Raw genomic sequence first — 23,450 nt, 5'->3', positions numbered from 1 at the left:
CTATTAACTATATATATAATATTGATTCCTAACCCAATGCTTCCCCTGTGCTTAAGCTTTTACTTGCACTTAACCTATTCTTGCGCTTATCCTAATTCTTATACTTGGCTTTTGCTCTTACTAACGCCTTTGCCTTTGCTTTTTCCTCCACCACTCTACTACCTACCAGAGTGTTCTGTAACTGTTTGTTATAAAAATGAATATTTAGACCCTCTTGGCAAAAATATCCAATCCTTGATTACTAAAATTATTTCTGAAATGGAGGCATGATGAAGAATGAGTAATTCTTTTTTATTCCCCTCTTCACTATTTCCATTAACTTCAATTTCCGACTGTGGGGTACCCCCTCCTAAATATCTTGGTCTGGTAGATTGCCATTTGTGCAAGTTGGGAGATCCACCTTGACGACTGAATTTTACGGCATAAGATTAAAAAGATGTTCTAAACCGCTTCAATCCAACAAGGCTAACATGAAAGGGGGTGAATAAAAAAAATGAGTGTCTATTGTAGAAAAGGTAAGTGGTATATTGATTTTTATGTAAACGGCTGTAGGGTTAGGGAGTGTGTCGGAAGCAGCAAAGGAGAGGCAAGCAGAGCTTTGGCTGTCAGGAAAAGCGAAGCGATACAGGGGAAGTTTTCTTTTCATAAAGCAAAGAGAAGTTCCTTGTTTGCTGAGTTTGCAGAGGAATATTTGGCTTATTGCCGAGCTAACAAGAAGTGTCCATCAAGGGATGCGACTTCTCTTAAAGTGCTTATTCCTTTCTTTCAGGGGAAAAGGCTTTGTGACATTTCAGCGTTTGACGTCGAGAAGTTTAAACTTTTTCGTAAAAAACAAGTGACAGGAGCCTCAACAAACAGAGATTTGACTTGCCTGAAATCCCTATTCAACAAGGCCGTGAAATGGCACAAGGCAGAAGGCAACCCGGTTGTTGAAATCAAGTTTTTCAGAGAAGATAACATTATTGAGAAGATTCTGACACCTGATGAGCTTGAACGGTTGTTAGCTGAGTGTAATCCGCATATAAAGCCGATTATCCTTACAGCCGTTCATTCAGGCATGAGACTGAATGAAATACTTAGTCTTGAATGGCAGTGTGTTGATATGCAGAAAAAGACTATTACTGTCATTCAGTCAAAGAGCGGCAGGAGTAGAAAAATACCGATGAATATGACATTGACAAATTTGTTTTCCTCGTTAAAAGGTAATAGCAATAAATTTGTCTTTGGCAGTGGAGACAACCCGATTAAGTCAGTGCGCACTGCGTTTGAGTCAGCTATTAAGCGGTCAGGTGTTCCGAAGGTTAGGTTCCATGATCTCCGGCATCTATTTGCTACTCGTTTGGTGGCTGCTGGAGTTGATTTAGTAACAGTGCAACAACTTTTGGGACATTCGACGATTCAAATGACAATGCGCTATGCACACTCAAGCGCAGACAGTCAGAGGCGTGCTGTAGAGTGTCTTGAAGATGGTGTTTTTGAAAAAAGTAGTCACAATTTGGTCACAAGACAGAAAAAGGCTGATAACGTAGTAGCCTTAAGTGCTTGTAATACATAGCTTGGAGAGGTGGCTGAGTGGCCGAAAGCGGCGGTCTTGAAAACCGTTGTACCGGTGACGGTACCGTGGGTTCGAATCCTACCCTCTCCGTTTCAACCCTTCAATTTTAACGATTGAAGGGTTTTTTATTTTGTCTCTTTAATCAACTCCCTCGTCAGCGTTCCTCTCACATCATTTATATAGTCAGGGCAGCGGACTTCCATGCTGTTCTTGTCAGGGAGGAACCAGACTTCTCCGTCATGATAAAATACATGTATCCATGGATAAATAGAGCGGTAGAAATTCCCGCACATGTTGTCGGTCTTTATTGTTGAAATGTCGTAAGTGCCTCCTACCTTGCACCCTGCCATGCAGGTTCCCCCAACATGCGTGATGGTGAGCGACAGTTTATATTTGCCGGGCATATTGTTCTCCTTTCCCAAGATTATTCTTCTTTCAGTTTCCGTTCAAGGGTGCCGCGAACATCATTTATATAATCTGGACAGCGCACCTCCATCCGGTTCTTGTCAGGAAGAAACCAGATTTCGCCACCATAATCGAACGTACAAAGAGTAGGGAAGAGACTGTGGTAGAAGAATCCGCAGAGGTTATCAGTCTTTATGGATGAAATGTCATACTTCTCTCCTACCTTGCAGCCAGCGTTGCATTTTCCTGATATGCTGGTGATAGTGAGTGTGAGGCGATATTTGTCAGGCATAGATTTCCCCTCCAATTTAAATGTAATCAGAGAATTCAGATTAAATAGTATTTTTTAAAACTGTCCATGCAATTTTATTGTTAATTCCATAATTGGGGTTGACTAATTCAGCAGTTAGAAATAGCATAAATACATTAAAATTTAAAAATGATGAATAAATTAACTAAAATAGTAATTATTTCATTAATCATAACATTCCATAGTTTATTTTCGTTAAATGCTTATGATTTAAATCTTATTTATGCCTATGGCGGAGCTTTTCTTGATATAAAAGTTTCAGGAAATTATGCATACGCTTCAACGGTAAACGGCCTTAAAATACTGGACATATCAGAACCATCTTCACCTGTGCTTACCGGCGCATATGTCACTTCAACGGCAGTTGCGAAAATAGATGTTGCCGATGGGAAAGCATATCTTGCTTCAGACAGTGAAGGGATATTCATTATAGATGTCACAAATCCCACTTCTCCTTCCCTTCTTGGAACATATGGAAGCTCAGGCGAGTTTCAAAAGCTGTATATTTCCGGCGATATTCTCTATGTCGCAGACAACGACAACGGTCTGCTGATAATTGACGTGTCGAATCCGTCTGCTCCCACGCTTGAGGGAAGCTATGAAGAGACAGATTATGTTTTCGATGTTTATGTTTCAGGTACAACGGCTTTTCTCGCTGCATTTTCTGATGGACTGCTTATAATCGATGTGACCAATCCTGCCTCGCCTTCTCTGCTTGGGACCTATAACACCACTTCCTTCGACCCGGTTTCAGTACAGGTGGCAGGGACGTTTGCATATCTTGTTTCAGATTATGGCTTAAAAATAATCGATGTCAGCAATCCTGCAGACCCTTCTCCGGCAGGTTCCTATTCCCGGTATAATGAGTTTTCAGATGTCAATGTTTCGGGGACTAAGGCATATATAAATGAGGTAGATCAGGGGATGCTTATAATAGATGTGAGCAATCCGTCAGCGCCGTCATTTCTTGGCATCTATGAAGAAACATTTATGGGGAGTATTTTTATAGGTGGAGACACTGCATATATTACCAGTACTGACACCGGCGGATTTATAATCGTTGATGCGGGAAATCCGGAATCACCTGAGCTTGCCGGAGAATACAACGAGTCATCCATGACAAGCGAGATTTACGGTTATGGGAATGTCGTTTATATTTTTGGGGCTTTAAACGGCATGGGGATAATGGATGTGAGCAATCCTTTGACTCCGGTATTTTCAGGCATCTATGAACGGGAACAATTCAACGGAAAAGCTGACTTTTATAAGAACAGGGTTTTTCTGTGCCTTGGAGAGAGCGGCTTCGAGATAGTAGATTTAAGCAAAGCATCAGAGCCCAGGCATATAGTCACATACAATGATTATCCGGCGGCGGACATTTCAGTTGACGGCGATAAAGCTTATATCGTTACAAATGTGTATGATGATTTTAAAATGATAATCGTTGATGTGAGTCATATAAAAGAGCCTGACAAGATTGGCTCTTACAAGTTCGAAGGAGACTACGTTTCAGTAAGCACAGTCTATGTGACAGATGATATAGCGTATGTTACCGGCATTGATGAAGACCACAACGAAGATGATTTTTTGGAAGTTCTCGATGTCAGTTCCCCCGGCGATATCACAAGACTTGGATACTATTACAACTTTGGCAGGATATTTTCCGTAAAAGGACATAAGGGATACGGCGCAGAAGGGAAAGAGTTCTTTATTGCTGATGTGACGGATCCAGGGACAATTCAGAAGACAGGAACGTATTCATTAGACGGATATATTTCTGATATACATGTTGAAGGAAGACTTGCCTATGTGACCTGCTATGATGAAAGTCTCTTTGCAGTCCTTGATGTAAAAGACCCGAAAACCCCGGTTTTACTTTATTCCTATGAGACGACAGGCACACCTCTCGGGATTTCGGTTACCGGTAATACGGTTTATGTCGCTGACGGCGGCGGGGGGGTGAAGGTTTTTGGCATTTCGGACACTCTGGCTAATCCGCTAATATCTCAAATCAGCAGTAACAAAGGGACTTATGATAATAAAATAACAATAAGTGGTTCGGGTTTTGGTGAGGTCGAAGGAAAGGTCGTATTAAAGAGCGGTGATGAAGAAACAGATTGTGGAATAGTGAAATGGGGGAATGAGGAAATAAAGGTCTCGTTGCCATGGGGAGTAAATCCGGGGAAATGCGAGCTGTTTGTAATCTCTTCAAACGGTGTCAGAACAGAAGACGGTATAAAATTCAAATATCTTAAACCGGCACCGGCAATCAAACACATAACTCCTAAATCTGCCGGGATAGGGGAAGAAGTGATAATAACTGGAGAGAATTTTGGCCCTGCTCCCGGTTCCGATGGAGCAGAAGGGACGAAACTTCTTGTTACAGGTGGCTCAGCAAGCGTTGTTTCATGGGGCAATGAGTCAATAACTGTCATGATTGATAATGCTAAGAATAAACAGATGGGATTTGCCATACGCACAAAGTATGGCAAAAGCAAAGTAAAAAAAATCAAGGTGAGTAAGTGAAGACAAAGATAAAAAGAATAACTTTTTTTTCAGCCTCGATAATTTTCCTTCTGATGTTCCCTCTTACTGGGAACGCCGCCCTTGATTTCAAACTTGTTGGGACGTACGGCGGTTCGTTCAATGACGTGAAGGTTGAGGGTAAATATGCGTACATTGGAGGCAATAATGGTCTGGTCATACTTGATATATCGAATACATCGTCACCGGAACTAGTTTCTCATTACAACACGTCTTCGCCTGTCAACAAGGTGTTTGCGGTTGACGGCATAGTCTATCTTGCCGCCGGAGAGGAAGGGATCTTCATCGTAGATGCGACAAAACCTTCCAAACCGAAATTGTTGAGCTCATACAATACTCATGGCTTTGCGCTTGATGTCTTCGTCACAGGGAATAAGGCTTATGTTGCGTCGGGTGGCGGAGGTCTTGTGATTGTTGATGTGAAAAAGCCTTCAAAACCCAGGAAGATTTCAACGTTCAGAAAATCTTCCACTGCCTGCGGTATATATGTGGCAGATGGTATTGCATATATATCTGCCGGTTACGGCGGTCTTGTGCTGGCGGATGTGAGCGATCCATCAGATCCTGATTTGATTACAACTTATTCCGGCTGGGGGAACTATGATTATATTAACAATGCATTCGTTTCGGGTGATACTGTCTATGCAACAGGGAGGGATTCAGGTCTCGCCATAGCTGACATAAGCAGTGGGACATATGTATCTACGTTAAGCTCAGTAGCCCTGTCCTTAAAGGCTGAGGCGGTGTCAGTTTCAGGTGACAAGGCTTACGTCGCAGCAGGTGAGGCAGGTATTGCAGTAATAGACGTAAGTGATCCGTATTCACCTTCTGTCTTAGGGGTGTATGAAACAAAGGGAAGAGCCCATTCCGTTTTTGCAAGCGGCAATACGGTCTTTGTTGCTGACAAAGAAAGAGGGTTTATTATTATTAGCGCTGTTGGTCTTGAAGCTCTCCCAATACTAGGGACTGCTGCCTCCGGTGGAGAAGTTTTAGAGATAGAAGTGGTCGGCAGCAAAGCATATTCAGCATCAGGTTCAGGAGGACTTGAGATTTTTGACATAAGCAACTCATCTTCGCCATTGCTTTTGGGGACTTATAAACCAAGCCATTCAGTCACAGGTCTTCATGTTAAAGGCGGATATGCTTATCTAGCTTTGGGACGCCTTGAGATAGTTGACATTACAACTCCTGATTCGCCCGTATTGAACGGTCAGTTAGATATGGAGGGTTATCCTCTTGATGTCTATGTTTCAGGAACTAAAGCTTATGTAGCTTCGAGCACCGGAGGTCTTCATATAGTGGATGTTTCCAATCCATATGTGCCTGACCTTTTGGGAACCTACGACATGACAGGTTACAGCAGCAGTGCAACGGATGTGGTAGCAGTAAATGATATTGCTTATGTAGTGTCGGAATATGAAGGCCTTTCAATCATTGATGTGAGCAACCCCACATCACCACAGCTTCTAAGTCAGTTTACTGATTATTGCGGCAATTATCAGAGCCTGTATGTTGAAGGAAATACTGCCTACGTTGTTTCACAGAATCTTTACTATCCATACTGTTCTACCGGTTTACTCATAATCGATGTGTCGGATCCGTCAGAGCCCGAGCTTTTAGGCGTTTATTTTACCAACAGTGCAACTGACATTCATGTCAAAGATTCGGTTGCTTATATATCAGGTACTCAGGAAGGCATTACCATGCTTGATGTCAGCGACAGCACATCGCCGAAACTTTTACGCTCGTCCAGCATAACATCGAATGATATTTTTGTCGCAGACTCTAAAGCCTACGTCGCTTCAGGTTCAGAAGGGCTTAACATCATTGATTTAAACGGTGGTGGTTCGCCTCTTCTTATAAGTTCGAATCCTTCCTCCGGGTATGCGCTTGGAATAGATGTATCGGACAGTAAAGCATATGTTTGCGGAGGAGACTCAGGACTAAAGATAATTGATGTCAGCTCCCCTCAACTGCCTCAGTTTCTTGGAAGTGAAGATTCTGTTTATGCGCTTGGTGTGGATATCTCAGATTCAACGGCCTATATTGCCAGCGGTGATGAAGGGATTTCTGTAGTCGATGTGTCAACTCCTTCAAGCCCATCTGTTTTAAGCACGCTTGATACTGATGGTTTTGCCAACGGTATCTTTGTATCAGGCCCGACTGCCTATGTTGCTGATGGCGAAGGAGGACTCGTAATAATAGATGTCAGCACTCCTTCAGGTCCGCAGTTATTAAGCTCTATTGTAACAGACATCTACGCTGTCGATGTGCATGTATCAGGAACTACCGCATATTTGGCAGATATCGATTCATCGGTTATAGCGATAGATGTGAGCAATTTGTCGTCTCCTATAATCTTAGGAGCATATGAAGGGGTTCCTGCAAGAGGGGTATTTGCTGACGGAACTACGCTCTTTATCGCAGCCGGGCATGCAGGGCTTGTCATTGTTGATGTGTCTGAGCCGGCAGCGCCTGAGCTGATAACTTCTATAAACACAGAAGGCAATGCTGATGATGTAATTGTGTCGGAAAATGTCGCATATGTTGCAGATATGGACGGAGGGATAGCTGCGATTGACGTTAAAAAACCGGCATCTCCCAAGCTCCTTGCAGTCTATGATACCGATGGAGATGCCGTTAATGTTTGTGTTGCTGGTTCGAACGTTTTCGTTGCCGATGGAGAGGGAGGAGTTAAGATTTTGGAAGCTGTAAAAAAGAAAAAAAGCAAAAAATCTTATCATTCAGATAATACAGGGAAGAATAAGAATAAAAAATAACAGGAACTGCCTCCACCTGACAGCCTCTGGCTTTCAGCTTTTATAATTCAAATCAGTTTTACACTTGTTTTTCAAAATACTTTTGGTTATAGAAGAAAGTCGCATTTAATTAAATCACTTGGAGAGGTGGCCGAGCCGGCTGAAGGCAGGCGCCTGCTAAGCGTCTGTACCGGGAGACTGGTACCCAGGGTTCGAATCCCTGCCTCTCCGTTGTAATTTTGGTGAATATTCTTTACCAAAGCCAAGGTTTGAGTAGCAGGCGAGGAAGCAGTCGGTGAGCAAAACGGAGCATACTTTCTGTATGTGAGTATTTGCAAACCGGCTGATGACAAAGCATGATGCCAAATCTTGGCTTTGGCTCTGCGCCCATAGCTCAACTGGATAGAGCGACAGACTACGGATCTGTAGGCTGGGGGTTCAAATCCTCCTGGGCGCGTTCCTCTTTTATCAATGATATGAAAAAAAAAATTAAGATTGGTCTTGTTCAAACAAAGTCCGGCAATGATGTTGCGGCAAATCTGAGTAAGGCCATTGTCAAAATAAAGGAAGCCGCAGGAAAAGGTGCAAAGATCATATGCCTGCAGGAGCTTTTTAACACCATTTATTTCCCGCAGGAAGATAAAATCAATGCCGCCAGATTTGCAGAGCCTATTCCCGGGAAAATTACTTCAACGCTTTCTGCTCTGGCAAAGAAGCTTAAAATTGTAATAATCGCCCCTATTTATGAAAAAGGTGCAAACGGAAAATTCTACAACTCTGCCGCTGTCATAGATGCTGACGGAAAAATCATAGGCACATACCGGAAGATCCACATTCCCCATGATCCTCTTTTTTATGAGAAAACATATTTCGAGCCGGGCAATAAGGGCTACGGAGTATTTAAGACAAAGTATGCGACCGTTGGCGTGCTCATCTGTTATGACCAGTGGTTCACCGAGGCAGCGAGAATAACAGCCCTTCAGGGAGCAGAGATTATTTTTTATCCGACAGCTATCGGCTTCATCAGGGGACATAACTCTGCTGACGGCGACTGGCACGATGCATGGGAAACGATACAGCGCGGACACTCAATTGCAAACGGAGTGCATGTAGCGGCGGTGAACCGTGTAGGTACGGAAGGGAGCCTTAAGTTCTGGGGGCAATCCTTCATCTCCGATTCATTCGGCACTGTATTAAAGAGAGGAAGCGCCACAAAGGAAGAGACGATTGTTGTTGAAGTTGACCTTGCAAAAAATAAGCAGATACGTGACGGATGGGGCTTCCTTAAGAACAGGAGGCCTGCGATGTATAAATCTATTGTGAAAAAGATCACAAAGAAGATTAAATGAGGATTCTCTCCAAATGAGTAAAACACCTTCTGAACTTGGCTATCGTATGCCTGCAGAATGGGAAAGACATAGCTCAATATGGCTTTCCTGGCCGCATGACCCGATAACTTTTCCTGACAGGATTGAAAGGGCGGAGGAGATTTATTCACAGATAATCCATGCTATCCATGAGAGCGAGGTAGTAAATCTATTTATAAAAGACAGCTCGATGAAAGAACGCGCAATTGGATTGCTAAAAGAAAAAAAGACAAATCTTGAAAGAATCAACTTCCATATTTATGACTACGCAGATGTCTGGTTTAGAGATTATGGGCCAATTTTTATTGTAAATGACACCGAGAAAAAACTCGCCATGGTTCACTGGCGCTTTGATGCATGGGGTGGAAAATATGAGACATTGATGAAGGACACAGTGATTCCTTCGGTAATAAATAGCGCCATGAAAATCCCATGTTTTACACCCGGCATAACACTTGAAGGCGGTTCCATTGATGTAAATGGCAAAGGAACATTGCTTACAACAGAGCAATGCCTTCTTAACACAAACCGAAACCCCCATCTTTCCCGCAGTGAGATAGAAAAATATCTTAAAGATTATCTAGGCGTAAGGCATGTGATATGGCTCAAGGATGGAATAGTGGGGGATGACACCGACGGGCATATAGATGATATTGCGAGGTTCATTAGCTCTCAGACGGTTGTATACGCCTTCGAAGATGATGAGAATGATGAAAACCATGAACTCCTTAAAAAGAACTTTGAGATCCTCCAGAACTCAACTGATCAGGACGGCAACAAGCTTAAACTTGTGAAGCTCCCCATGCCCGGTTTCATTGGCGACGAAGAGGGAAGGCTTCCGGCAAGCTATGCTAATTTTTATATTGGAAACAAAGTTGTCCTTGTGCCGGTCTTTGGACATGAGAATGATGAAAAAGCGCTTAGGATTTTGCAGGAACTTTTTCCGTTAAGAAAGGTTGTTGGAATCAACTGTCGGGATTTAGTTTACGGACTTGGGACCCTTCATTGTATCAGTCAACAGCAGCCTTAAAGGGGACGCAACCCTTTTTTACTTCTTCACATCAGAAAGCTATAAAAAGGGTTGCGTCCCCTTTAAGATTTAAGATTATAAAAAGGGTTGCGTCCCCTTTAAGATTTAAGATTCTGAGATGCAGACTCTGTTCTTCCCCGTCTCCTTAGCATTATAAAGGGCATCGTCAGCTTTTGTCACAATGTCGCGTATGATGGTGCCGTTCTTTGGGCATGCAGAAACACCAATACTGACAGTCACTGAGAGTTTAAGATCATCGTCAGTCTGAATGATCATCTCGTTGACGTTTTTTCTTATTCTTTCTGCAACGGTAGCAGCCGCATTTGTTGATGTTTCCGGCAGTATGACTGCGAATTCCTCTCCTCCATATCTGAAAGGAAGATCAATATTCCGTATTGATGTTTTGATTGTTTCTGCAACTTTCATAAGAACTGTGTCGCCGACAGGATGTCCATAATTGTCGTTGACTTTTTTAAAGTTATCTATGTCGAGCATCAGCATGGCAAACTTCTGTCCATATCTGTTGAACTTGTTTATCTGCTCTTCCATCCTTGAGTGGAAATGCCTGATAGTATAAACCCCTGTCAGCTCATCAGTTATTGCCATGGTATAGAGGAATGCATTTTCAAATGCAACAGAGGCATGGTTCCTTAAGGCGTTAATGAGCTCCCTGTCAGAATCCCTGAAGTTTTTATCGGTCTTCATGACAACGAGAAGCCCGAGATTCTGGTCCCTTATTCCGAGAGGCAGATAAACGATGTGATTCTCTTCAGTTAAATAAGCGTCGAGAGACCCCTTCTTTTTAAGATTTTTCAGCATCTCATTTGTAAGCCCTTTGAATGGAGGATTTCCATTTGGCTTCAAAGTGTACAGATGATTTTCCGGCGCATCTCCATCTTTATTTTTTATCATGATTTCGAATGTTTCATCTTGTCCGGATTCGGTTACAAGCATGGTAGTGTTGGCTTTTAAAACATCATTTATAAGATCAACGATTATGTACTTGAGTTCTTTAAGGTCTATTGTCTTGCTTAACCGCTCAACGATTGTATAAAGAAGATTAAGCTGCGAAGTCATGCTCTTTATTTCTTCGATATTGGTTCTTATGTCTGCGGACATATTGTTGAAAGCCTCTGAAAGCTCTGCAAGCTCGCCGCGCCCGCTGTATTCAATCCGGGCAGAGTAATTCCCCCGTCTTATTTCGCGTGTGCCGTTTAACAGGTTTGCAATGGGTTTAGTTACGAACTTCTCAGTTACTATGGAAATGATGACAATCATAAAAACAGATGCAATGAGAGCTGAGAAGAGTAATCTTTTCTGAACTGATGATATAAGAGTGAATGTTCTCTCCACGGATTTTTCGGTAAGGAGTATTCCGAGAAATTTGTTTTCAGTGCCGTGGCATTTTGCACATTCTTTCTCGTTCCATATGGGACTCACGCTTCTTAAAAATCGGTTTGCTCCGTCCTTTTGGACAAGGATGGTCTGTGTAGTGGGTTTTATGGAGCCATTGTCCCCATGACAGCCTGCACAGGTTTCATCGCTTTTGGAAATTACGGTCCCCACCTCTTTTTTTATAGACGAATATTTTATTACTCCCTCTTTATTTATGATATTCACCCGCAGGAGCTGGTTATTCTCTACAGACTCCTCAAGGGTTCGTTGCAGAACATCTTCAGAAGTTTTCAGCATCTGGAGTTTGAGGATAGATTTTAAAGTCTCGCTGGTTGCCGAGGCTTCAAGGGAGGAGTCATTAAGCAGAGCGATCTTCTGAAAATATCCGATCCATAACATTGAAGTTATAAGAGACGCTGCGAATATGGCAAAAAGTCCAAAGATAAGTTTGGTTCTAAGACGGTACAGCCATTGCGATCTGTTGTTTATCAAATGTTCTCCCCCAACTTTTTTTCTATTTTACTATTAGACTTAGTCTACTGTCTATCAATCTGTTAAGCAATCTGTCAACCTGCTGCCTTTATTTCTTGACCGGTTAATCTATGGAAGATATAGTGCGCGTTACCATGACAGACGTAACAATGAAAAATTTCATAAGCCTCACAGACGCCGCACATCTTCTTGGTGTCACTAGATTTACCCTGCGCAACATTATCTATGATGGGAATTTCCTCTCAGGTCATTTGATAGACAAAGAACTCTTTTTCAAAAAAGACGAATTTGAGGAAGTTATAGAGAAGATAAAAGAAAAGATTTCTGAATTGGCAGAAAAATAGTTAACTGCACAAAATCCGCTTAAATTTCCCAATGTTGTTTTAGAAAATGATTGTTTTTTTTTAAAATTGTATAATACTTAATAAAGTTGAAGCTCATTCCAATCACTTTATTTAAATAATTAATAATCTTATGATGCTACCAGCCAAAAGATTTGTTTTGTTTATGCTTGTCTTCATCTCTCTTGCATTCAATTCATTTGGAGCAGGTGTTGATATTAAAACCCTAGGATTTTTAGGAGGAAGAAATTATAATGATATTGTAGTTAGCGGCAATTATGCTTATGTTGCCATGTCAAATGGCTTGGTTGTGTTTGATATTTCAAATTCTTCAGTCCCTATCAAGGTTGGAATCTATGGAACCAAAGATGAAGCAACAGGCATTTTTATTTCCGGCACCACAGTATATCTGGCAGCACAGTCAGCAGGGTTAATAATTCTCGATGTGTCCAATCCCTCTTCTCCATCTCTTCTTGGGTCATACGATTCACCGGGGATTGCTGAGGGTGTCTATGTTGTGGCTGCTAAGGCATATTTAGCTGATGGTGAATCAGGTCTTCAGATAATAGATGTGTTTAATTCCTCTTCTCCCTTTTTTCTAGGTTCATATGATACACCCGGTACTGCTAATGGTTTATATGTTTCCGGTACTACGGTCTTTGTGGCTGATAATAATAAAGGTCTTCAGATAATAGATGTATTAAATCCATCTTTGCCAGTGTTGATTGGGTCATACGATACGTCCGGCTATGCTAATGGTGTCTATATTTCAGGCACAACGGCCTATGTAGCTGATAGTTATTCAGGTCTTCAGATAATAGATGCATCAGAACCGTCTTCACCTGTTCTTCTTGGTTCCTACAATACACCTGGTCGTGCTTATGATGTCTATATTGTCGGTACCACGGCATATGTAGCAGATAGTTCTGCAGGCCTTCAGATAATCGATATATCCAATCCATCTTCACCTGTTCTTCTTGGCTCATACGATACGTCCGGCAGTGCTAACGGAGTATATGTCTCCGGAACTACTGCATATGTGGCCGGAGGTTATGGTCTTAAAATATTAGACGTATCAGATGTTTCTCCACCTGCGTTGAGTGGTTCATATAAGTTTAATGCAGAAGATGTATATGTATCGAGTACAACAGCCTATGTGGCTGATTATTTTTCGCTTCAGATAATAGATGTATCAAATCCATCTTTACCTGTTCTTCTTGGTTCCTACAATACATCCGGTTATGCTAATGGTGTCTATATTTCAGGCGCTATAGCATATGTAGCAAATGGTTCTTCAGGTCTTCGGGTAATAGATGTATCAAATCCGTCTTCTCCTGTTCTTCTTGGTTCATACCATGCCTCTGCATCTGATCTTGCTTATGATGTCTATGTGTCCGGGACTATTGCTTATGTGGCAAATGGTTCTTCAGGTCTTCAGGTAATAGATGTATCAAATCCATCTTCTCCTGTTCTTATTGGAATATATAATACATCTGGTAAGGCTTGTGGTGTATATGTTTCCGGTACAACGGCATATGTGGCTGATAGTTATTCAGGTCTTCAGATAATAGATGTATCAGAACCGTCTTCGCCAGTGCTTCTTGGTTCATACGATATAACGGATTCTTGGTCTCGTGGTGTCTATGTATCCGGAACTATGGCATATGTGGTTGGAGGTGATGGTCTTACAATATTAGACGTATCAGATCCGTCATCTCCGGAACTTCTTGGCTCATACTATACATCCGGCAGTGCTAACGGAGTCTATGTTTCCGGCACTATGGCATATATGTCCGGTAGTGATGGTTTCCAGATAATAGATGTATCAGATCCATCCTCTCCGGCTCTTATTTGGATATACGATACATCCAGCGGTGCTAACGGAGGAGTATATATATCCGGAACTACAGCCTATGTCGCTGATTGGGATTCAGGTCTTCAGATAATAGGCTTATCAGGTTTTTCTCCCCCTGTGTTGCTTGGGTCATACAACAGTCCGGAGCCAAGCACTGCCCGGAATGTTTATGTATCCGGAACGACAGCCTATGTGGCTGACGGTGATTCAGGTCTTCAGATAATAGATGTGTCAGAGCCATCTCTTCCTGTTATCGTTGGGTCATACGATACCCCAGGCTATGCACAGGGTGTATATGTTTTCGGAACTACCGCATATGTAGCGGATAACAAATCAGGTCTTCTGGCAATAGACATATCAGTTCCATCTTTGCCGGTTTCGCTTGGAGAATTTGTCACACCTAAAAATGCTTATGGAGTATATGTAAACGGGGAAAAGGCATATGTGACTGATTATAACGGGCTTGATATAATTGATATATCCACGCCTGCTTCCATGGTCTTTCGTAGTTCATATTATGCGCCTAATTACGAGCCTAAAGATTATTTACAATTTTTAGATGTTAAGGTTTCCGGTACAAAAGCATATTTGGTGGATGGTGATTCAGCGCTTCAGATAATAGATGTGTCTGATCCATCATTACCTCTACTTCTCGGTTCGTACTTTGGTCCGCATAGCTCTGCTAAAGCCGTATATGTTGCAGGTAAAAAGGCATATGTAGCTGGTAGCGAAGGTCTTCAGATAGTAGATGTATCAAATTCCTCTTCGCCTGTGTTTCTTGGGGCTTACTATGCCTCAGGTAATCCCAAGGATGTATATGTTTCCGGGACTACGGCATATGTAGCTAATGACAGTGCAGGTCTTCAGATAATAGATGTGTCAGACCCCACTTATCCCAAGTTGCTTGGTTCATACGATACACCAGGCAATGCCCAGAAGATCTTTGTTTCTGGTTCCAAGGTTTATATTGCTGATGGTTCCGGCGGTCTTCGTATAATTAAGGTGTCTAATATAGACAAGAATTTCCCTGACCTTGCTGTAACGAATGTTAAAGCACCAAAGAGCCTAGTGCGGGATAGCAGTTATTCATTGACGGCTATGGTTAAAAATAAAGGGAAAGCCGTTGCTGAAGTTTCTGGTGTTGATTTCTATTTATCTAAGAACAATAACAAAGATCCTGAATCAGTAATTTCAGATATTTGGATTAACTCGAAATCTATTAAGGCAATCAAAAAGGGAAAGTCCACAAAGGTCACCCTGAAATGGAACGTGCCAAAGACTGTGCCCAAAGGAAAATACTATATCAAAGCCTTCTGTGACAGCGGCGGCACCATAGTCGAATCAGACGAGAACAACAACGTCGCCGTGTCAGGGAAGGTTACGGTTAAATAGGATTTCTTCTATCTGTAATAGAAAGGAGATTGTGAAAATTTTTCCAAACAAAAAATTTGTTTTGTTTGTCATTGTCTTCATCGCACTTGCATTCAATTCCTTCGGTGCAGGGGTAAATATTAAATCTTTGGGTTTTTATGGAGGCACAACAGATTATAATGATGTAGTAGTAAGCGGAAGTTATGCCTATGTTGCAACGTCAAATGGTTTGATTGTGTTTAACGTTTCAAATCCGTCCGCTCCCACGAAGGTTGGAACATATGGGACTCAGGATAGAGCAATAAGTGTTTTTGTTTCCAGCAACACGTTATATTTGTTAGGTTCTTCATCAGGGTTGATGATTTTTGATGTATCAGATCCCTCTTCTCCGGTTTTGCTTGGTTCATACGATACACCCGGCTCTGCTCAGGGAGTATATGTTTTGGGGACTAAGGCATATATAGCTGACGGGAGTTCAGGCCTTCAGATAATTGATGTATCAAACCCCTCTTCTCCGTTGCTTCTTGGGACATATGATACTCCTGGTTCTGCATGGGGTGTATATGTTCTTGATACAAGGGCATATGTGGCTGATTATACTTCAGGGCTTCAGATTATAGATGTATCAGTGTCATCTTCTCCTATCCTTGTTGGGACATACGATACGCCGGGGCAAGCCAATAGTGTTTATGTATTAGGGAGCACAGCATATGTAGCTGATGGCACTTCAGGTCTTCAGATAATCGGCATATCAGATATATCTTCTCCGCGCTTTCTTGGTTCATACAATCCTTCTTACTCCACTGCCAGTGAAGTATATGTTTCCGGTACAATGGTATATTTGGCTTATAAAGATTATGAAGACTATTGGGCGCCAAGTCGTCAGATAATAATTGACGTATCAAATCCATATTTGCCTGCTGAAGTTTCATCATACGATACGCCTGGTACAACTTCTGTTGCATATGTGTTGGGAACGACTGTATATGTGGCTTGCGGAGGCGGATATTATAATAGCTCTTCGAGAGGTCTTCAGATAATAGATGTATCCGATGTTTCAAATCCTGTGTTAAGCGGTTCGTACATTGAGCTTCCCGGTAAATCTAATGATGTATATGTTTCCGGTGAAACAGCATATGTGTCTGATGATAAGTTAGGTTTTCAAATAATAGATGTATCAAATCCAACTTCACCGGTGTCACTTGGTAGTATTTATAGCTCAGTTGATGGTGTATCTGTTTCCGCTAATACGGCGTATGTGGTTGGTGATTTTGGTTATGGTCTTAATATAATAGATATGCTGAACCCTGCTTCTCTGGTATTTCGTGGGTCGTATGATATGTCTGTTTCTGATCTATCTGTTTCCGGTAATATAGTTTATGCAGTAGATGGTGAATCAGCTCTTCAGGTAATAGATGTATCAGATCCTTCAACGCCGTTGCCACTCGGTTCATACTTCGGTACTCATAGCTCTGCTCAGGGGCTTTATGTATCAGGTAATATAGCATATGTGTCTGGTTATGGACTTGAGATAATTGATGTATCTAACCCTGCTTCGCTTGTGTTTCAAGGTTCATACGATACAACTGCTTATTTGGGGTATGACGTATTTGTTTCAGGCACGACTGCATATGTGGCTGGTTCTGGAGGTCTTAGGATAATGGATGTATCAGATCCTACTTCAATTGAGTTTCTTGGTTCATATGCCATATCTGGCTGGGCTAATGATATATATGTTTCAGGCACTACTGCCTACGTGGCTGTAGAAGGAGATTATAGTCTTTCAGGTCTTCAGATAATAGACGTATCAGATCCGTCTTCTCCTAAGTTGCTTGGAACATATAATACACCCGGTGATGCACGGAAAGTATTTGTCTCTGGTTCCAAGGTTTATATTGCTGATGGTTCTGGCGGGCTTCGTATAATTAAGGTGTCTAATATAGAGGCAAATTTCCCTGATCTAACTGTAACGAATATTAAAGCTTCAAAGACGCTGAAAAAAGGAAATAGTTATTTCTTAACGGCTACGGTTAAAAATAAAGGCAAAGCCGCGGCAGAAGTTTCTGGTGTTGATTTCTATTTATCCAAGAACAATAACAAAAACCCCGGTTCAGTTAGTTCAGATATTTGGATTAACTCGAAATCTATTAAGGCACTCAAAAAAGGAAAATCTGCAAAGGTCACCCTCAAATGGAAAGTGCCAATGAGTGTGCCAAAAGGAAAATATTATATCAAAGCCTTTTGCGACAGCGGGAGCATCATAGTCGAAGAAAATGAGAACAACAACGTCGGCGTGACAGGGAAGGTTACGGTTAAGTAGAAATCATTATTTCAGCTATATTTTCTGTGTGCATTAATTAACTTATCTCTTTCAGTTCAAACCCATTTTTTATAATCTCTTTTACAAATCCATTATCCTCGGTGAAATCTTCAGGTCTGAACGGATGCACCTCTATTCTTGAATCTGTCTTTAATTGAAAAGGGATTAGCATTTCTCTGTCGTAAAATGGAATGCCCGAAAAATCCGGTGAAACAATGGCGACATCAATATCACTCCATTTGCCTGCATTCCCCCTAACATAAGAACCAAATAGCAGTGCTTTTTCAATCCTGATATTTGCATCTTTTAATGTCTTGAGAAATCCTTCCAACACTTCTACGGCTTTATCTGTGATAGCAGCCATGAATGCATACCCTTTATTTTTGTAAAATATTCTTCTGCAAATTCTATTGTGCATAATTTATAGAAACTGAATTTTTGGTCAGGATATCTTGCCTCAATATTAAAATCGTTTATTTTCATTAATAATTGTTTTTGCTCGTCAGACAAGGGCAAAGCAGTTTGTTCTGCCAGTCTTAATATGTTGTGAATCTTTGGAGGAGAATCCTTATTATCCCGTAGATAAAAAGCCTTGATTGTTTTTTCAATAACTAGATGCCCTAAGAACAGACACCAGTCGTATTTGCCATTTTGGTAGAGTGTCTCTGCAGCTTCAAGGTCATGCGCAGCTGATTGAAGCCAGTATTTGATATTTTGCTCAATATCCATAATCACTTTTAGTAATAATCCTTATTTAATTAATAATATCTTGCTGATTGTTGTTATGTCAAAATCTATTTAAAAATCGAGAAGATAGAGCTTACCTCAATGTGAGGAAATGCGAAGCGACTACTAACGAAGCATCATGTTAAATATTGCATTTGCTAAAAGCGTTCAGCAGCCGTTTACGAAGCTTTGTTACATGTGACCCCTCCCAATAGATGCGCGAACAGGCAGGGCATTTTGTAAAATGAAGAATGTTGTCATAGATATAATCAGGGACTTTGCCATACACATTTTCACGCGATACCGCTTCAACAGGGATGTTGCAGTAAAGGCACCTGCACAGCTTATCAACGTTAACCGTAAGTCTGAACTTTGTGGCAACAGCCCTGAACTGCTTTTCAACAGCATCATCTTCAATAAAGAAAAACTCAGGCGGAGAATATATTTTAAGAAACTTTGTATCCCGTGTGAGGACTATCCTTTTTTCTTCCCTTGCAATCCTTAAGAATGCGCTGAAATCGCTTCCCTTCCGGTAATCTGCATCGAATCCTGCCATGCGGAGCCAGCGCGCAAGTTTGCCAAGCATTGAATCAGCGAGAAATTTCAATTGAACTTCACTATGGTTTGACATAATGTTTCCGCCTTGGATGTCTAATATTCATTCTCTTATTGGAGAAAGCTTTGTCAAGAGGGAGCGGGAAAAAATTTATACTTGCGATAAAATCTCCGGGCATCAGTCCACATGAATTGTTTAACCAGATTCGAAGCGCGGAACATTGTTTTCTTCTTGAATCAGGGATGCCGCACGGGAATCTCTCCAGATATTCCATAATGGGGGCGAACCCTTTTTTTACATTAAAAGGTAAGGGAGGAAGTGCAGGCGCCCCGCTTCATGCGCTGAAAACTTTTTTTAATAAGTACAGAGAGGCGGAAACCATTCCGGGTATTCCATACAATGGCGGCGCCGTAGGTTTTCTGGGATATAACCTAAACTCCACCCTTGAAGAAAAAGTAAAACCCTTTCACCCAGACAGGCCGGTGTTGCCTGACCTTTATTTTATGTTCATGGATAGCGGCGCAGTGTTTGACCATATTAATGACAGTCTCTTTATCTTCGCTCTTCCCATTGTAAGCGCGAAGAGAGCTGAAGAGAAGTTTGATGCCCTGAAAGCCGCTTATGAAAAGGCACTGTCTTTAAAAAGCTGTCTTAAGGCTGAAAATCTTAAGACTAAAAAGATGAGTGGCAAAGGGATTGTTAGAAAAAAATATCTTACAGATAAAAAGGATTATCTTGCTTCAATAAAGAAGGCTAAGAAATATATCAGCGCCGGTGATATCTATGAAGTGAATCTCTCGCACAGGATGGAGATTGAATGCAGTAAAAAACCATGGGATGTTTATTTGTCATTGAGAGCAGGGGACCCGACTCCTTTTGCCGCCTATATGAAATTTGGAAAGCTCACAATAGTTTCCGCATCGCCTGAAAGGTTTCTCTCACTGCGGGGTGATAATCTAGAAACAAGACCTATCAAGGGAACGATGCCGAGAGGAAAGACAATAGCTCAGGACAAAAGGCTAAGTGAGAAGCTTGGCAGCAGTGTGAAGAACCGCGCTGAGAATATAATGATAGTTGATCTTTCCCGCAATGATATCGGAAGGGTCTGTGATTTTGGTTCCGTGAAGGCGGAAAAGCTGATGGAGATTGAAGGTTATTCCAGAGTGTTCCAGATGGTATCAACTATAAGCGGGAAACTTTCAAAAGGTAAGGATGCTTTTGACTGTATCAGGGCATGTTTCCCCGGAGGCTCCATGACAGGCACACCAAAGATAAGGGCAATGCAGATAATAGAAGAGCTTGAGCCGGTGCGCAGAGGGATATATTCAGGGTCGCTGGGATATATTTCTTTTAACGGTGATATGGATTTAAATATTATCATAAGGACTCTTGTTTTCTGGCGCGGAAAAGCATACCTTCAGGTCGGTGGCGCCATAGTCGCTGATTCAAACCCTGAGAAGGAATATATGGAGACGATGTATAAGGCGGAGTCGCTTCTTGAAGCGCTCAAATAAATTTATTATGTCTTGGCAGTCCTGCTCTGGCACTAAACAGCAGGTGCCTGCCGCAGGAACTGCCAAGACAATCATTAACAACGCAGTATGGAGCGACTTATGAAAGTTCTCGTTAGTGAAAAACTTGTTGATGAAAAGAAAGCATTTATACCGATTTCAGACCGCGCGTTCCTCTATGGAGATGCCGTGTTTGAGACAATGCGTTCATATGGCGGCAAAGTGCCTTTTCTTGGACGTCATGTTGAAAGGTTAAATAATTCCCTTAATGGGCTTAAGATAAATTGCAGGGTTTCTGAAAAAACTATCAGTGGGAAAATCATCAGGCTTCTTAAAGCAAACAAGCTCGCTGATGCCTGCATAAAGATAATGATAACAAGGGGAGATTCAGAGGGCGGGGTTGCTGTGACAGGAAAAGAAGTTCCCCGTATTGTCATTACTGCTTCAGCTTCCAGATTCTATCCTGAAAAGTTCTACAGCGATGGAATGAGCGCAGTTGTGGTTAATACAATGAAAGTCCCGTCAGTCTGCCTTGATTCAGGATTTAAGACCCATAATTATCTTAACAATATTGCTGCAAGACTTGAAGCATCTGCTAAATGTGCTGATGAGGCGATCATGTTAAATATCAAAGAGTATCTTTGTGAGACATCTGTGGGGAATCTTTTCTTTGTGAAAAAAGGGATTCTCTACACACCGTCTCTTGACTGCGATATCCTGCCGGGGATTACGCGGGAAGCGGTGATAGATGCGGCAGAGAAACTCGGGATTAAAGTAAAAGAGGGGAAATACCGGATTGGCAGCCTGAATAACGCAGAGGAATGCTTCATGACAAACAGTATTGCAGAAATTATGCCAATAACGAAAATTGACGGTAAAAAAACCGGCGACGGCAAGCCGGGGACGATAACTCAATCACTCCACAAAGCCTATCTTGATGGTTTGATATTTGGATTTTAAGTTGGAATTAGAACTTGCTTATACTATAATATAAAATATGGACATATTTAAGAAACCATATCTTTTCTGGGATATTGATTATAAAAAAACTGATTTAATAAAAAACAAAGATTTTATTGTAGGGAGAATTTTGTCCCGGGGAGATGTTGATGATTTCCGCTGGGCAGTGAAATTCTACGGGAATGAAGAAGTAAGGAATATTTTCCTGAAAAAGATGTCAAGACTGGACGCCAAATCCAGTAATTTTTTTTGTGTTTATTTTAATATTAAAAAACCTGAATGCACACCGAAGCAATCAATCAAAAAACAAAGCGCGTCCTGGAGAATATAGGCTCACACAGCTTTATTCTTGGTTTTTATCTGGCTGGTGGGACATCTCTGGCGATTCAAATGGGGCACAGAAAATCGCTTGATCTGGATTTTTTTTCGAACCATTCTTTTTCAGCGGCTGACATCAAAAGAGAATTATCAGCCTCCGGCAAATATCTGATGAGCTATGAGGATGAAAAAACTTTGGATGGGGTTTTAGACGGAGTTAAAATCAGTTTTTTCCGTTACGACTACGAGAGCCTTTATCCTCTGGTTGATTTCGGGAAAATAAAATTAGCGGATATACGGGATATCGCGGCTATGAAAATAGCTGCAATTTCTTCACGAGGCAGCAAAAAAGATTTTATTGATCTTTATTTTCTGCTGAAAAAATATTCTTTGGAAGAGATGCTTGGATTTTTTGAAAAAAAATATAGCGGGATAAAATATAACAAGATGCATATTTTAAAAAGTCTGGTTTTTTTTGATGATGCTGAGGAAGAACCAATGCCTGTTATGCTAAAATCTGCAACATGGGATAATGTTAAGAAAAAAATAATAAGCGAAGCCAAGCGATTTCCGGATAAGAAAACAAAGATGTAACTTCAAAGTGGCATTTCCCTATTTTATCTTCCAGTCTTTAAGCATAATAATCAATTATACTATACAGAATTTATATGATATTTCATTTTTCAACATTTTGCAGATTTTATTGCCTATTGTTAACGAGTTTAAATAAACAAATTTTTCAATAAATTCTGCTTGACAACATCTGATTATTGATACTATATAGCGAGTTTTACTTGAGGAATCAGACAGGTGGAGTGTGTGATGCCGATGTAGCTCAATGGCAGAGCAGCTGATTTGTAATCAGCAGGTTGGAGGTTCAAGTCCTCTCATCGGCTTGAACTAACCGAGCTCCATGCCAAAGTATGAAGCCATCTAAAGTAAATTTTCTGTCTGGTAAGGGGAGGTTGCCGAGCGGCCAAAGGCAGCAGACTGTAAATCTGCCGGCGAAGTCCTTCGGAGGTTCGAATCCTCCCCTCCCCATTACAAAAGAAAACGAAGAAGTGATTTTCTGATTCTTTTTAAATTTGATTTAAAGAAGTTTTTGGTTTTGCGGGAATAGCTCAGTTGGCTAGAGCATCAGCCTTCCAAGTTGAGGGTCGCGGGTTCGAATCCCGTTTCCCGCTTTCGGAGAAGGATGATTTTTATGAGGTGCCCACGTAGCTCAGGTGGTGGAGCACTTCCTTGGTAAGGAAGAGGTCACCGGTTCAAGTCCGGTCGTGGGCTTGATAAAGAAACGGATTTCATAAAATAGAATTTTTTAGGAGGGAGGGAGAGATGGGAAAAGAGAAATTTGAGCGTACGAAGCCGCATTTGAATGTGGGTACGATAGGACATATAGATCATGGTAAGACGACATTGACGAGTGCGATAACTAAGGTGCTGAGCGTAAAGGGTGGAGGCAGCTACGTTCCCTTTGATCAGATAGACAAGGCCCCGGAAGAGAGGGAGCGCGGAATAACGATCGCTACAGCACACGTTGAGTACCAGACAGACAATCGCCACTATGCACATGTTGACTGCCCCGGTCATGCAGATTACGTAAAGAACATGATAACAGGAGCAGCCCAGATGGAT

The 23,450-nt window shown here is 41.6% G+C and carries 18 protein-coding genes and 7 tRNA genes; 19 read left to right on the top strand and 6 right to left on the bottom strand.

The features are described from left to right. Positions 1-493: 493 nt before the first annotated feature. Together HZA77_12895 and HZA77_12890 are read left to right on the top strand one after the other, a co-directional pair. Positions 494-1,555: a site-specific integrase gene (locus HZA77_12895; GenBank protein ID MBI5376324.1), complete on the top strand. Its 1,062-nt coding sequence runs from the start codon at positions 494-496 to the stop codon at positions 1,553-1,555. Between the two features lie 3 nt (positions 1,556-1,558). Next, positions 1,559-1,645 (top strand) — tRNA-Ser (locus HZA77_12890). A gap of 35 nt (positions 1,646-1,680) precedes the next feature. Here the strand turns inward: HZA77_12890 and HZA77_12885 are convergent. Next, positions 1,681-1,959: a TIGR04076 family protein gene (locus HZA77_12885; protein MBI5376323.1), complete on the bottom strand. Its 279-nt coding sequence runs from the start codon at positions 1,957-1,959 to the stop codon at positions 1,681-1,683. 20 nt (positions 1,960-1,979) lie between these two features. Then, a complete protein-coding gene (locus HZA77_12880; protein MBI5376322.1) occupies positions 1,980-2,252 on the bottom strand; it encodes a TIGR04076 family protein in 273 nt (90 codons plus the stop codon). A gap of 147 nt (positions 2,253-2,399) precedes the next feature. Between HZA77_12880 and HZA77_12875 the strand changes: the two genes are divergently transcribed. The 6 genes from HZA77_12875 (at position 2,400) to HZA77_12850 (ending at position 9,970) form a co-directional block, all read left to right on the top strand. Further along, positions 2,400-4,796, top strand: a complete 2,397-nt coding sequence (locus tag HZA77_12875; protein ID MBI5376321.1) for a hypothetical protein — start codon at positions 2,400-2,402, stop codon at positions 4,794-4,796. Beyond that, the gene (locus tag HZA77_12870) at positions 4,793-7,594 is read left to right on the top strand and encodes a hypothetical protein (GenBank protein ID MBI5376320.1); all 2,802 of its coding nucleotides are present in this window, start codon (positions 4,793-4,795) and stop codon (positions 7,592-7,594) included. The genes HZA77_12875 and HZA77_12870 overlap by 4 nt, the downstream gene beginning before the upstream one ends. Positions 7,595-7,714: 120 nt before the next feature. After that, positions 7,715-7,804: transfer RNA gene (locus HZA77_12865), tRNA-Ser, on the top strand. Positions 7,805-7,956: 152 nt separating this feature from the next. Then, a tRNA-Arg gene (locus HZA77_12860) sits at positions 7,957-8,030 on the top strand. Between the two features lie 19 nt (positions 8,031-8,049). Beyond that, positions 8,050-8,922, top strand: coding sequence for a carbon-nitrogen hydrolase (locus HZA77_12855; protein MBI5376319.1), 873 nt, complete (start codon positions 8,050-8,052; stop codon positions 8,920-8,922). Between the two features lie 46 nt (positions 8,923-8,968). After that, a complete protein-coding gene (locus HZA77_12850; GenBank protein ID MBI5376318.1) occupies positions 8,969-9,970 on the top strand; it encodes an agmatine deiminase family protein in 1,002 nt (333 codons plus the stop codon). A 105-nt stretch (positions 9,971-10,075) separates the two neighbouring features. Here HZA77_12850 and HZA77_12845 read toward each other — a convergent pair whose 3' ends face one another. Then, a complete protein-coding gene (locus HZA77_12845; protein ID MBI5376317.1) occupies positions 10,076-11,857 on the bottom strand; it encodes a diguanylate cyclase in 1,782 nt (593 codons plus the stop codon). A gap of 110 nt (positions 11,858-11,967) precedes the next feature. Between HZA77_12845 and HZA77_12840 the strand changes: the two genes are divergently transcribed. From HZA77_12840 to HZA77_12830, 3 genes are all read left to right on the top strand, one after another. Next, positions 11,968-12,201, top strand: coding sequence for a hypothetical protein (locus tag HZA77_12840; GenBank protein ID MBI5376316.1), 234 nt, complete (start codon positions 11,968-11,970; stop codon positions 12,199-12,201). Positions 12,202-12,364: 163 nt separating this feature from the next. Beyond that, entirely contained in the window at positions 12,365-15,445 is a 3,081-nt protein-coding gene (locus HZA77_12835) for a hypothetical protein (GenBank protein ID MBI5376315.1), read from the top strand. A gap of 31 nt (positions 15,446-15,476) precedes the next feature. Continuing rightward, positions 15,477-17,744, top strand: coding sequence for a beta-propeller domain-containing protein (locus HZA77_12830; GenBank protein ID MBI5376314.1), 2,268 nt, complete (start codon positions 15,477-15,479; stop codon positions 17,742-17,744). Positions 17,745-17,781: 37 nt separating this feature from the next. On the opposite strand, the gene HZA77_12825 is transcribed toward HZA77_12830, so the two are convergent. From HZA77_12825 to HZA77_12815, 3 genes are all read right to left on the bottom strand, one after another. Then, on the bottom strand, positions 17,782-18,108 hold the full coding sequence (locus HZA77_12825) for a nucleotidyltransferase domain-containing protein (protein ID MBI5376313.1): 327 nt from the start codon (positions 18,106-18,108) through the stop codon (positions 17,782-17,784). After that, positions 18,081-18,473, bottom strand: a complete 393-nt coding sequence (locus HZA77_12820; GenBank protein MBI5376312.1) for a HEPN domain-containing protein — start codon at positions 18,471-18,473, stop codon at positions 18,081-18,083. The genes HZA77_12825 and HZA77_12820 overlap by 28 nt, the downstream gene beginning before the upstream one ends. Positions 18,474-18,612: 139 nt before the next feature. After that, positions 18,613-19,101 carry a Mut7-C RNAse domain-containing protein gene (locus HZA77_12815; GenBank protein MBI5376311.1) on the bottom strand — a complete coding sequence of 163 codons (489 nt, stop codon included), beginning with the start codon at positions 19,099-19,101 and terminating at the stop codon, positions 18,613-18,615. A 50-nt stretch (positions 19,102-19,151) separates the two neighbouring features. On the opposite strand from HZA77_12815, the gene pabB reads away from it, so the two are divergent. The 8 genes from pabB to HZA77_12775 all read left to right on the top strand — a co-directional run. Then, positions 19,152-20,540, top strand: a complete 1,389-nt coding sequence (gene pabB, locus HZA77_12810; GenBank protein MBI5376310.1) for an aminodeoxychorismate synthase component I — start codon at positions 19,152-19,154, stop codon at positions 20,538-20,540. A gap of 99 nt (positions 20,541-20,639) precedes the next feature. Then, positions 20,640-21,497 (top strand): aminotransferase class IV family protein, encoded by an 858-nt coding sequence (locus tag HZA77_12805; protein MBI5376309.1) that lies wholly within the window; start codon positions 20,640-20,642, stop codon positions 21,495-21,497. 279 nt (positions 21,498-21,776) lie between these two features. Beyond that, complete coding sequence (locus HZA77_12800; GenBank protein ID MBI5376308.1) at positions 21,777-22,409, top strand: nucleotidyl transferase AbiEii/AbiGii toxin family protein; 633 nt, start codon at positions 21,777-21,779, stop codon at positions 22,407-22,409. Between the two features lie 230 nt (positions 22,410-22,639). Next, positions 22,640-22,711, top strand: a tRNA-Thr gene (locus HZA77_12795). A 62-nt stretch (positions 22,712-22,773) separates the two neighbouring features. Then, positions 22,774-22,856, top strand: a tRNA-Tyr gene (locus HZA77_12790). A 69-nt stretch (positions 22,857-22,925) separates the two neighbouring features. After that, positions 22,926-22,999 (top strand) — tRNA-Gly (locus tag HZA77_12785). 27 nt (positions 23,000-23,026) lie between these two features. After that, positions 23,027-23,099, top strand: a tRNA-Thr gene (locus tag HZA77_12780). A 51-nt stretch (positions 23,100-23,150) separates the two neighbouring features. Further along, positions 23,151-23,450: 50S ribosome-binding GTPase (locus HZA77_12775; GenBank protein MBI5376307.1), on the top strand; the 300-nt coding region annotated here is incomplete at its 3' end.

The organism is Candidatus Schekmanbacteria bacterium (genome assembly GCA_016219965.1).
Lineage (GTDB): Bacteria > Schekmanbacteria > GWA2-38-11 > GWA2-38-11 > J061 > JACRJM01.
This window is presented reverse-complemented; position numbering and strand designations above follow the sequence as displayed.